General features: G+C 62.2%; 10 protein-coding genes. 4 read left to right on the top strand and 6 right to left on the bottom strand.

Annotation, left to right across the window (positions count from 1 at the left end):
- Positions 1-17: 17 nt before the first annotated feature.
- The 4 genes from accB to HBO11_RS20465 all read right to left on the bottom strand — a co-directional run bounded on the left by accB (position 18) and on the right by HBO11_RS20465 (position 4,946).
- Positions 18-482: an acetyl-CoA carboxylase biotin carboxyl carrier protein gene (gene accB / locus HBO11_RS20480; RefSeq protein WP_029297651.1), complete on the bottom strand. Its 465-nt coding sequence runs from the start codon at positions 480-482 to the stop codon at positions 18-20.
- Positions 483-506: 24 nt separating this feature from the next.
- Positions 507-962 carry a type II 3-dehydroquinate dehydratase gene (gene aroQ, locus HBO11_RS20475; RefSeq protein WP_169952051.1) on the bottom strand — a complete coding sequence of 152 codons (456 nt, stop codon included), beginning with the start codon at positions 960-962 and terminating at the stop codon, positions 507-509.
- 297 nt (positions 963-1,259) lie between these two features.
- On the bottom strand, positions 1,260-3,221 hold the full coding sequence (locus HBO11_RS20470; RefSeq protein ID WP_169952049.1) for a methyl-accepting chemotaxis protein: 1,962 nt from the start codon (positions 3,219-3,221) through the stop codon (positions 1,260-1,262).
- Between the two features lie 54 nt (positions 3,222-3,275).
- Positions 3,276-4,946, bottom strand: coding sequence for a PleD family two-component system response regulator (locus HBO11_RS20465; RefSeq protein ID WP_115127297.1), 1,671 nt, complete (start codon positions 4,944-4,946; stop codon positions 3,276-3,278).
- Between the two features lie 274 nt (positions 4,947-5,220).
- On the opposite strand from HBO11_RS20465, the gene HBO11_RS20460 reads away from it, so the two are divergent.
- The 4 genes from HBO11_RS20460 to speA all read left to right on the top strand — a co-directional run bounded on the left by HBO11_RS20460 (position 5,221) and on the right by speA (position 9,625).
- Positions 5,221-6,288, top strand: a complete 1,068-nt coding sequence (locus HBO11_RS20460; RefSeq protein ID WP_169952047.1) for a DUF2333 family protein — start codon at positions 5,221-5,223, stop codon at positions 6,286-6,288.
- A gap of 3 nt (positions 6,289-6,291) precedes the next feature.
- Positions 6,292-6,828, top strand: a complete 537-nt coding sequence (locus HBO11_RS20455) for an NUDIX hydrolase (protein ID WP_169952045.1) — start codon at positions 6,292-6,294, stop codon at positions 6,826-6,828.
- A 315-nt stretch (positions 6,829-7,143) separates the two neighbouring features.
- The gene (locus HBO11_RS20450; RefSeq protein ID WP_169897394.1) at positions 7,144-7,515 is read left to right on the top strand and encodes a translation initiation factor Sui1; all 372 of its coding nucleotides are present in this window, start codon (positions 7,144-7,146) and stop codon (positions 7,513-7,515) included.
- A 196-nt stretch (positions 7,516-7,711) separates the two neighbouring features.
- On the top strand, positions 7,712-9,625 hold the full coding sequence (gene speA, locus HBO11_RS20445) for an arginine decarboxylase (protein ID WP_169952043.1): 1,914 nt from the start codon (positions 7,712-7,714) through the stop codon (positions 9,623-9,625).
- A 129-nt stretch (positions 9,626-9,754) separates the two neighbouring features.
- Here speA and HBO11_RS20440 read toward each other — a convergent pair whose 3' ends face one another.
- Both HBO11_RS20440 and HBO11_RS20435 read right to left on the bottom strand, forming a co-directional pair.
- Positions 9,755-11,098: an MATE family efflux transporter gene (locus tag HBO11_RS20440; protein WP_169952040.1), complete on the bottom strand. Its 1,344-nt coding sequence runs from the start codon at positions 11,096-11,098 to the stop codon at positions 9,755-9,757.
- 161 nt (positions 11,099-11,259) lie between these two features.
- Positions 11,260-11,559 carry a hypothetical protein gene (locus HBO11_RS20435; RefSeq protein ID WP_169952038.1) on the bottom strand — a complete coding sequence of 100 codons (300 nt, stop codon included), beginning with the start codon at positions 11,557-11,559 and terminating at the stop codon, positions 11,260-11,262.
- Positions 11,560-11,969 lie beyond the last annotated feature (410 nt).

Genomic DNA, 11,969 nt, shown 5'->3' with positions numbered 1-11,969 from the left:
CGAAGGCGCTCCGCGGTTCAAACGATGGTGAACAGCGGCTGGTCGTACTCAACCGGCTGACCGTTTTCTACCAGGATGGATTCGATGACGCCGGCTTTTTCGGCCGTGATGTGGTTCATCATCTTCATCGCTTCCACGATGCAGATGGTGTCGCCCACTTTCACGGTCTTGCCCACTTCAACGAAGGCTGGCGAGGTCGGTGCCGGGGTGCGGTAGAAAGTACCGACCATTGGCGACTTGACCACGAAACCGTTCAGCACAGGCGCTGCTGGTGCGGCAGGTGCAGCGGCAGCAGCAGGTGCGGCGGCTGGAGCAGCAGCGGCTGGCGCCGGCGCTTGCATCTGTGGCGCGTAGAACTGTTGGGCCGGGGTCTTGCTGTGACGGCTGATCCGTACGGACTCTTCGCCTTCCTTGATTTCCAGCTCGTCGATACCGGATTCTTCCAGCAGTTCGATCAGTTTCTTAACTTTACGGATATCCATGAATCATCAACTCCCAAGGGTCGGTCAGGGGCGTATAGCCTGTTCTTCAACGTGTTCCAGGGCGGCCTCCAGGGCCAGTCGGTAACCGCTGGCGCCAAGGCCGCAGATCACTCCTACCGCTACGTCGGAGAAGTAAGAGTGATGGCGGAAAGCTTCGCGTTTATGCACGTTCGATAAATGCACTTCGATGAATGGGATGCTCACCGCCAGCAGCGCGTCACGTAATGCAACGCTTGTGTGCGTAAAAGCGGCGGGATTGATCAGGATAAAGTCCACGCCTTCGCTGCGCGCGGCGTGAATGCGATCAATCAATTCATACTCGGCATTGCTTTGCAGGTAGAGCAGATGGTGGCCGGCTTCACGGGCCCGTCGTTCGAGATCGAGGTTGATCTGTTCGAGGGTCACTGCACCGTACACACCCGGTTCGCGGGTGCCGAGCAGGTTCAGGTTGGGTCCGTGCAGAACCAGTAAGGTCGCCATCGGCTGTTCCTTGTTATTGGAGGTAGGTACGTCAGAACCCGGCGACTATGCCGCAAAGCCTTTGTGACTGTCCAGTTCTCTGCAATAGCCAGCACGATTAGCGAGGATTGCGCAAAGTATGTGACTGGGGCGCACGATCCGGTCATTGGTAATACGGTCTGGAAAGCAATGAAGATCGACTGTAGGAGCTGGCTTGCCTGCGATAGCGGTGGATCAGTAGCCGATTAGTCGCCTGGCACACCGCTATCGCAGGCAAGCCAGCCCCTACATTTGATCTTCATGGGGCGGGAGATGGCGTCAGACGCGAAATGCCTGCACCGCCGTATTAAGCTGCCCGCCGAGCACCAACAGATGCTCGCCCTGGCGGCGGCCCTGGCCGATCCGCAGCAGATTGTCCTCGCCCAACTGGTGGATGCGCTCGCTGTTATCGCGGATTTCACTGACCGCGCCGCTCTGCTGGGCTGTCACCTCGGCAATCCGGGTGGCGGTGTCGGAAATGGTCTGGATCGCGCCGACGATTTCATCCAGCGCGCCGTCGGCCGCCTGGGCCTGCTGGGCGGTGGCTTCGGCGTGTTCGACCTGGGCGCGCATGCCTTCCACCGATTGCCGGGCTGCGGTCTGCAGGCCGGCAATCAGGGTCTGGATCTCGGCGGTGGCGCCTGCCGTGCGCTGGGCCAGGGAGCGTACTTCGTCGGCAACCACCGCAAACCCGCGCCCGGCCTCACCGGCGCGGGCCGCTTCGATGGCGGCATTGAGCGCCAGCAGGTTGGTCTGGTCGGCAATCGAGCGGATCACCGTGAGCACGCTGCCAATGGTCGCGGACTCTTCGGCGAGTTTTTCGATCATCTGCGCATTGTCTTGCACTTCGCCCACCAGCGCGTGCAGGCCGGTGAGGCTCAAGCCGATCACCCGCTGGCCATGTTCCACGGCCTCGCCGGCACTGCGGCTGGCCCCGGCAGCCTGGCTGGCGTCACCGGCAACCTGCTGGATAGTGGCCTCCAACTCGCCCAATGAATCACGGATTTGCGCAGTGTCCCCGGCCTGGCGTTCGGCCCCGTCATGCAGGCCGCCGCTCAGTTCGGCCAGGGCGCGGCTGCTGCCGGCCACTTGCTCGGCATTCGTGCGAATAGTGCCCACCAGGTTCACCAGGTAAGCCCGCAGGCGATTGAGCGAGGCTTCAATATCATGCAGTTCGCGGTTGGTCGCACCCAGGGCTATCTCTTGGCTGAAGTCACCCTCGGCCCAGGTCGACAGGGCCGGTGCCAGGCTGGTCAGCACCCGCGCCAGGCGCCGTTGCAGGGTGTCGATGAGCAGGGCGATCAGCAGGATCAGGCCAATCATCACGCCTTGGATCACCCGCACTTCGCCCTGGATTCTGGCGTGCTGGGCGCGCACTTCGGGCTCCAGTGCGGCAATGGCTTGCTGCACGGTGTCGATTTTCAGATGGGTGGCGGCGGCCAGCTCAGTGCGTTTGTGGATTTGCTCGCGGGTGCGCGCCAGTTCGGCCGGGTAGCGCGTGAGCAGGCTGTTGAGCTCGCGCTTGAGGCCCACGCCGGTGTCTTCGGCGGCTGTGGTTTCGCTGCTTTCCAGGCCCATCAGCGCCGAAAAATCATCGCTGTTGGAGGCACTGCTGGCGGTCACGCCCAGCAGCGGCAGTTGCCCAAGCAGATCAGCCTGGCTGCGGATGTTGGCCAGTTCGCGCTCTACATCGTCGGCCAGTTCGCTGCGCCCGCTGCTCACCAGTTTGTCCCGTGCCAGGGACAGTCGGCCCAGATGCTGGGAGGCGGCGAGCAACGGCGGCAGATAACGGGGCGCGTCTACTGAGCTGACGCCGATGGCGTACTGGCTCAATTGCTCCAGATTGGCCCCCAACTCCCGCTCGGCTTGCAGCAGCAGGGCTTGTGGGTCACCGGCCAGTTTGCCGGCGGCCAGCAGGTCGGTCTTGCTGAAGCCATCGAGGTCGAGCAGGCCGGGCCGCAGTTTTTGCGTCAGCTCAGGCGGCAGCTCGTCCAGGTGCAGCAGCAGGTTTTCCAGGCTCTGGCCCGCAGCGCTCAGGCGCAAGGCGTCGCCGCTGGAAAGATAATCGTCGATATTGCGCGCAGTCTGGTTCTGGAAGGCCTGGGACAGGCCCAAGTAGCGCTCCATCAACAGGTACGGGCGCTCAAGGGCCCGCTGCGACCACCAGAGCGTAGCGCCCAGGGCCAGGCAAACGGCGACCAGCAGAAGGGTGTTCAGATTCGTCAGCAGCTTCAGGCGCATGCGTGGTTTCAACCAACGGCGGAAAGATAAGTGCCTGAAGTTATTGCGTTTTCGTTACAGCGTTATGACGGACTGAGTGGAATCCGATGAAAAGGTGGCACTTTGCCTTGAGGTGCCTGCGGCGTGCACCCGGTTACGCCCGGCATCCTTGGCGCGGTACAGCGCCTCGTCGGCCTGGGCGGCCATCATCAGGCTGTCGGAGCCGTCGCACAACTCGACCACACCGGCGCTGAAGGTGCACCACAAATCCTGGGGCTGGGCCGGGTAGTGGATTTCGGCAAAGCGCCCACGGATTTCGTCGAGCACTTTGCAGGCCGCGTCCAGGTCGGTGTCGGGCATCACAATGGCGAACTCTTCGCCGCCGTAACGGCCGATGTAGTCGGTCTTGCGCAAGCGTTGCTTGAGAAACAGCGCCAGGCTCTTGATCACGCGGTCGCCCATGGGGTGGCCGTGGCTGTCGTTGACCCGCTTGAAGTGGTCAATGTCGAGCATGGCAAAGCTCAGCGGCTTGTTCTCGCGGCGCGAGCGGAAGCTGCAGTCTTCCAGCAGTTGCAGGATATGGGTGTGGTTGTACAGGCCGGTCAGGCTGTCGCGCACCATCCGCGCCTTGAGATGGCGGGCGCGGGCGGCGCGGTTGCGCACGGTGGTGATCAGGTGGCGCGGCTTGATTGGCTTGGTGAGGAAGTCGTCACCGCCTTCGCTCATGGCATCCAGCTGTTTATCCAGGTCGTCTTCGGCCGACAGGTAGATGATCGGCACGCTGACATAACGGTCATTGTGGCGAATCACCTTGGCCAGTTCGGTACCGGTGCAGGCCGGCATGTACATGTCGAGGATGATCAGGTCGGGCTGGAAGTCTGCCAGCTCGGCCATGGCCTGGATCGGCTCGATCAGGGTGCGGGTGACGATCCCGGCGCTGTTGAGCAGGCGCTCGGTGTGCATCGCCTGGGCGCGGGAGTCGTCGATGATCAGCACTTTGTAAGGTTCGTACTGGGCGACGCAGGTCAGTACCTCGATTTTTTCCAGCAGGCTCGAGGCTTCCAGGGTCCCGGTGAGGAACTCCTGGCCACCGGCGCGCACCGCCGCCAGGCGGGTGGGGGTGTCGGTTTCGTGCAGGCTGAAGAACAACAGCGGCAGTTTCTGCTCCAGGCCTTCCTGGGCTTCGGCGGCCAGTTTCAGGCCCAGGCCGGCGCCGCAGAAGTCCACGTCCATCACAATCGCCGCCGGCAGGCGTTCGGCCATGGACGAGCGGAACGCGGCCACGCTGTCCAAGGACTGCGCGCTCAAGCCAAAGAATTCCAGCTGCTTGGCCAGGCGCTCGGCACGGTCGTGATCGGCCAGCATCACGTAGATCGGCTTGCGCATCGGCGGCAGGAAGGTCTGGTCCAACTGGTCGCCCTGGCGCAGGCCGGTTCGTGACAGGCGCTGCATCAAGCGGTTGAGGTCGGTGATCAGGTGGCTGCTCAGGCGGCCGCGGTTTTCATCCACCGCTTTGAGCGACTCGATGATGTGCCGGGCCAGTTGGCCATGCTCGGGTTGTTCAAAGCGCTCGGCAAAACGCAGCAGGCGCAGATTGGCCTCGCTGAGTTCGTTCAATTCGGCGTTCGACCATTCGCTGCGCTGCAAACGCTGCCAGATCTCAAGAATTTGACGCGCCTGATGAATTACCCGCTGGGCAAAGTGGTGCTTGAGACGCTCACGGCTTGGGTCTTCTGGCTCGGTCATATCCTGACTACTAGGTAAGGGTGCATGCTGAGGTCGACTGGTGGCTCTATGCTAGCACCTCTTTTCAATCGCACGAGTGTCATACGTCAATTAACTGCAAGGTCCCAGGGATTCATTTGCTGACTGCTGGGTCGCGTAGGCGCATCAGCGCCCTTCCTTTATAGTTGAGTGCCAGCTTTGCGCCACCTTGATTAAAAGCCCCGCACAGACGGGCACGATGGGGTAGGGTTGTGGTCGTAGCTATTGAACTCAAGTGACTGAAAGGATATCCGCCATGCTGGACTGGAAAAACCGTGCAGGCAGCGCCCCAGGCCCAAGCCCTGCGCCCAAGTCGGCCTCCCGCAGCTATTTTCGTAACCTGTTGATGAGCCGGGCACTGCTGACCCTGGTGGTGATTTACCTGTTGGTCACCGGTGGCCTGGGTTGGTATTGGAGCCAGGAGCCGGCCTTGTTCCCGGTCCAGCAAAACGCGCAAATTGCCGCCGAAAAAGACGGCAAGCAAATGGTCATCGGCTTTACCACCGTCGAAACCGTCAAGACCGTAGTGGGCACCCTGCTCAACAAGCCTGGCGGCTACATTTCCAACGACCGCTTCCCGCCTGGGTTGTGGATGGACAACATGCCCAGCTGGGAATATGGCGTGCTGGTGCAGGTGCGTGACCTGACCCGTGCCCTGCGCAAGGACTTCGCCCGCTCGCAATCGCAATCGGCCGAAGACGCCGACCTGGCCAAGGCCGAGCCGCGTTTCAACTTCGACAATAAAAGCTGGGTGCTGCCTTCCAGCGAATCGGAATACCAGGAAGGCATCAACTCCCTGAGCCGCTACCAGGCACGCCTGTCCGACCCCAATCAAAAAGGCGCCCTGTTTTATGCGCGCGCCGACAACCTGAACAACTGGCTGGGCGATGTCGCCACCCGCTTGGGCTCGTTGTCGCAGCGCCTGTCGGCCAGTGTCGGCCGGGTCAAGCTCAACACCGCGCTGAAAACCGAAGCGCTGGCGCCGGGCGAAGTGCCGCAGGTCGATGAAGAAGTGGTGGAAACCCCATGGATGCAAATCGACAACGTGTTCTACGAAGCCCGTGGCCAGGCGTGGGCCCTGTCCCACCTGTTGCGTGCCATCGAAGTCGACTTTGCCGACGTCCTGGCCAAGAAAAACGCCACCGTCAGCGTGCGCCAGATCATTCGTGAGCTGGAAGCCTCCCAGGAAACCCTGTGGAGCCCGATGATCCTCAATGGCAGCGGCTACGGCGTATTGGCCAACCACTCGCTGGTGATGGCCAACTACATCTCCCGCGCCAACGCGGCAGTGATCGACCTGCGTCAACTGCTGAACCAGGGTTGAGTCATGGTTGATAGCGCCAAGGAGGTCGCGCACCGCGCGGCCTCGGATGCCGAACACATCGCCTGGGTCGACGAGCAGGACAACCTGCTTGGCGCCCTGGTGCGGGCCGACCTGCGCGAGCGCGGGCTGATCGGGCGCGGCACCTACATCATGCTGTTCAACTCAAAGGGTGAGCTGTGTGTGCATCGGCGCACCCTGAGCAAAGCCATCTATCCCGGTTACTGGGACGTGGCGGCGGGGGGCATGGTTGCGGCGGGCGAGACCTATGAGCAATCGGCCGCCCGCGAGCTGGCAGAAGAGTTGGGCGTCAGCGGTGTAAAGCTGACGGCCCACGACCACTTCTTTTTCGAGGACACGGGCAACCGGCTCTGGTGCTCGGCGTTCTCGGCAGTCTGGGACGGGCCGCTGCAATTGCAGCCCGAAGAGGTGCTGGAAGCGCGCTTTATGAGCATCGAGGCGGTGCTGGCCGATATCGAGCAAAAGTCCTATTGCCCCGACTCGTTGGCCGCCTTAAAACGCTATCTGGCTGCGCGTCGCTAAAGTTGCATAAATTGGCGCCATTTGGCTCTTAGCAAGTAGGCTTTTTGCCGTTACACTGCGCGACTTTTCAAGCCGAACCGCTCCAACGTTTCCCCGGTCCCTGTAGGAGCGAGCTTGCTCGCGAAAAACCCAATGTCACCGCGTGCTGTCTGGATGCCCGCGTTATCGTTGACGATTTTCGCAAGCAAGTTCGCTCCTACAGGGGCGGGTAGGCCTGAGCGGTTCGGTAGCGCTGCCCCTGCCTGAGTGGGGCTTCGCGGTTGGTGGCCGGTTGACGGGCACTGATCAGTCTTCATCCTCCCAAGAGGATTGCCGGTGGCCAAAAAAGCCGCATCCTTCGCCGCCCTTGGTGGCCTGGTGTTTTCCACCGACGCAGGTCGGCATTGCCCGGACTGTCGCCAGCCCGTGGACGCCTGTACCTGTAAACAGACCCTGATTCCCGAAGGTGACGGAATTGCCCGCGTACGCCGCGAGAGCAAGGGCCGTGGCGGCAAGACGGTGACCACCATCACCGGCGTGCCCCTGGCAGCCGAGCCACTCAAGGAGTTGGCCACGCTGCTGAAAAAGCGCTGTGGCACCGGTGGCGCCCTGAAAGACGGGATCATCGAAATCCAGGGCGATCACGTCGAGTTGCTGTTGGCCGAGTTGATCAAGCTCGGCTACAAGGCGAAGAAATCCGGCGGCTAGCAGCCTCTGTGAAACCCGCACCGACGAGCGCGCTCGTCGTCTCCATGGTTTCACAGAGCCTGTTCCTGACCGGTGTCTAAACTCTGTCCTGCAAGTGGGGTCTACCCCTCTCACAGGCAAATCGTCATTTTCACTCTTTAGACTGCGCCAGCCTCTGACTTGGGTGGCGCTCTTCGACTTTATATAGGGGACTTCGATGTCCGTACGACGCACACGCAAAGACGATGGCAGCCAATGGACAGTTGCGGACAGCCGCAGTGTTTACGGGATTCGCCATTGGGGGGCCGGGTATTTCGCGATCAATGATGCCGGTCGCGTTGAAGTCCGTCCGAACGGCCCGAACAGCTCGCCCATCGATTTGTACGAGCAAGTGGACGAGCTGCGCAAAAGCGGCCTGTCCCTGCCTTTGCTGGTGCGCTTCCCGGATATCCTGCAAGACCGCGTGCGCCAACTGACCGGCGCCTTCGACGCGAACATCGAGCGCCTGGAATACCAGAGCAAATACACCGCGCTCTACCCGATCAAGGTCAACCAGCAGGAAGCGGTGATCGAGAACATCATCGCCACCCAGGACGTGTCCATCGGCCTGGAAGCCGGCTCCAAGCCTGAGCTTCTGGCCGTACTGGCCCTGGCACCGAAAGGCGGCACCATCGTCTGCAACGGTTACAAGGACCGTGAGTTCATCCGCCTCGCGCTGATGGGCCAGAAGCTGGGCCACAACGTGTTTATCGTGATCGAGAAAGAGTCCGAAGTGGGCCTGGTGATCGAAGAAGCCGCCAACCTCAAGGTCAAGCCACAGGTCGGCCTGCGGGTGCGCCTGTCGTCCCTGGCGTCGAGCAAATGGGCCGACACCGGTGGTGAGAAGTCCAAGTTCGGCCTGTCGGCGGCGCAGTTGCTGTCGGTGGTCGAGCGCTTCCGCGCCGCGGGCCTGGACCAGGGCATCCGCCTGCTGCACTTCCATATGGGCTCGCAGATCGCCAACCTGGCGGACTACCAGCACGGGTTCAAGGAAGCCATCCGCTACTACGGCGAACTGCGCAACCTCGGCCTGCCGGTGGACCACATCGACGTCGGCGGCGGCCTGGGCGTGGACTACGACGGTACCCACTCGCGCAACGCCAGCTCGATCAACTACGACATGGACGACTACGCCGGCGTGGTGGTGGGCATGCTCAAGGAATTCTGCGACGCGCAGAACCTGCCGCACCCCAACATCTTCTCCGAGAGCGGCCGCTCCCTGACCGCCCACCACGCCATGCTGGTGGTGCAGGTGACCGACGTCGAGAAACACAACGACGACGTACCGGTGATCGAGAACAAGGAGAGCCTGCCGGAAACCGTGCAATGGCTGGTTGACCTGCTGGGCCCGACCGACATTGAAATGGTCACCGAAACCTACTGGCGCGCCACCCACTACATGAGTGACGTGGCTGCCCAGTACGCCGACGGCAAGCTGACCCTCGCGGAAAAAGCCCTGGCCGAACAGTGCTACTTCGCCGTGTGCCGCCGCCTGCACAACTCGCTCAAGGCCCGCCAGCGCTCGCACCGCCAGGTGTTGGACGAACTCAACGACAAGCTGGCCGACAAGTACATCTGCAACTTCTCGGTATTCCAGAGCCTGCCGGACACCTGGGCCATCGGCCAGGTCTTGCCGATCCTGCCGCTGCACCGCCTCGACGAAGAGCCGCTGCGCCGCGCGGTACTGCAGGACCTGACCTGTGACTCCGACGGCAAGATCAAGCAATACGTCGACGAGCAAAGCATCGAGACCAGCCTGCCGGTGCACGGTTTGAACGAAGGTGAGGACTACCTGCTGGGGATCTTCCTGGTGGGCGCCTACCAGGAAATCCTCGGGGACATGCACAACCTGTTCGGTGACACCGATTCGGTGAACATCTACCAGCGCGAGGACGGCTCGGTGTACAGCGCCGGGATCGAGACCCACGACACCATCGAAGACATGCTGCGCTACGTGCACTTGTCGCCGGAGGAGTTGATGACCCACTACCGTGACAAATGCGCCAGCGCGAAGATCACGGCGGCAGAACGCACCCAGTTCCTGGATGCGCTACGCCTGGGCCTGACCCGTTCGTCCTACCTGTCTTCCTAAGACCGGCAGGCACAGCGCCAAACTGTGGGAGCGGGCTTGTGTGGGAGCGGGCTTGCTCGCGAAAGCAGTAGATCAGTCAATACAGGTGCTGACTGATCTGCCGTCATCGCGGGCAAGCCCGCTCCCACATTAGTGTGCGCCCAGCCACAGCCCCTGCCGATTCAGCCGCCAGGCAATCGCCCACAACGTCAAACTGCGCACTGCCATAAACAGCAGGAACGTTATCCACAGCCCGTGGTTACCCAGCCCCTGCAACGCCCAGGCAAGCGGCAGCATAATCAGCACCGTCAGCAGCATGCCATTGCGCATCTCCCGCGCGCGGGTCGCGCCGATAAACAAACCGTCCAACAGATAACTCCACACCGCAATCAACGGCAGTACCGCAAGGTACGGCAGGTAGATATCGGCGGTTTCGCGCACGCTGGGGATATCGGTCTGCATGGCGATAAACAAGTGGCCGGCGAAGGTAAACAACAGCACAAACCCGAGGCTGGCGATCAATGACCAGCCGCAGGCAACGACCAGCGAGCGGCGCAGGGCCTGGCGGTCATGGGCGCCGATGGCGTGGCCGCACAACGCTTCCACCGCGTGGGCCAGACCGTCCAGGGCATGGGCGGTCAGCAACAGCCCGTTGAGCAGCAGGGCATTGGCCGCGACGGTGGCGTCGCCCAGCCGGGCGCCTTGCACCGTGATCATGAAAAACACCGATTGCAGCGCCAGGCTGCGGATAAAGATGTCGCGGTTGACCGCCAGCAGCGCGCGCCAGCTTTGCCAGACCTTGAGCGCCGCCCAGGCGATGTGCCCGGGGTAGGCGCGCAGGGCTTTTTGCGTGAGGGCCAGGCCGAGCAGGGCGCCGGTCCATTCGGCAATCACCGAGGCCCGCGCCGAGCCGACCACGCCCCAGTCCAGGCCTAAAACGAACCACAGGTTCAGGGCGATATTCACAAGGTTAGTGGTCAACAGAATCGCCAGCGGGGCCCGGGCGTTCTGCGTGCCCAGGAACCAACCCACCAGGGCGTAGGTGGCCAGGGCGGCAGGGAGGCCGAACAGGCGGGTGTGGAAGAATTCGCGGGTCAGTTGATTCAACTCGGCCGAGGGCTGCATCCACTCCAGCGCCAGGTGGCTGAGGGGAATGCCCACTGTGCCCAGCACCATCGCCAACCCCAGTGCCAGCAGCAAACCTTGCAGCAGGATTTGCCGCAGCGCCGCGCCATCATTGCGCCCGGCGGCTTGGGCGGCAAACCCGGTGGTGCCCATGCGCAGAAAACCCATGGCCCAGGCCAGGAAGGTATACAGGCTGGCCCCAACGGCCACGGCACCCAGTTGATGGGCGTGGGGCAGGTGGCCGATGACCATGCTGTCCACCAGCGCCACCAACGGTACCGAAATATTCGACAGAATCATCGGCGCGGCCAGGGCCCAGACACGGCGGTGAGTGGGGCGGTGGCGCCAGTCGGTGAGTAAGGTGGGCATGGGGGCTCCTTGGGTGAGCGGCATTGTAACTGGCCCTCAACAGCGGCGCAGATCCAAATGTGGGAGCGGGCTTGCTCGCGAATGCGGTGGGTCAGTTGGCATCTCTAGTGACTGACCCACCGCATTCGCGAGCAAGCCCGCTCCCACCTTTTTGATCGCGTTTATGCCGGGGGATGCAGGCACTCGATAGAGCGGTCGACCGTGGTCTTGGCGATCTCCAGCAAATGCCACACCGCGAGCACCTTGGCCCGTTCGGCGCCGGGCAAGTGTTCAACACAGTCGAGCGCGGTGGCCGAGGCGCTGTTCAGCAGGCTGGCGGTGTAGAGCTGGGAGTCTTCGAAACTCAGTTCTTCACTGATGGAGTGGAAGCCCTGGGTCGGTAGGTAGTGGCTGAGGGCGCGACTGAAGGCGGCGCGGTCGTTGAGCAGGTCGCAGGGTGGGTCGGGGACAATCTTATGCATGGTGTAACTCCATATGGTTTGGAGCTGACATCCGTCGCGACTAAACGAAGGGTGGCGGCTGTACGCAGGTTAGTCGACCGGCCATATGGCAAACCGGCGCACCCGAAGGTGCCCTACGCACAGCCACCATGAAACTTCATGAGACCATGCGCCATATAGGATCCGGGCGACTAAACCCGATCACTGATAAGCAGTGACGGACCGCAGACTAGTCACCGATTCCAACAGGCACAAGGCGCTGAGGATTGTCTAGGAAGCGTCCTGCAATTTAAAGCGACACGCCTTGCTGGCCCTTTACAAACCGTGACCAAATGCCAGCCCGGCGCCCCCACAAACCAGCTTTCACAGGAGGTCCTCAGTGTTTGTGGTGGCGATGTCGGCATGATGAAGGGTCATGGCTGTGCTGATGA

It is taken from the genome of Pseudomonas sp. WS 5010 (assembly GCF_012985565.1).
Lineage (GTDB): Bacteria > Pseudomonadota > Gammaproteobacteria > Pseudomonadales > Pseudomonadaceae > Aquipseudomonas.
This window is presented reverse-complemented; position numbering and strand designations above follow the sequence as displayed.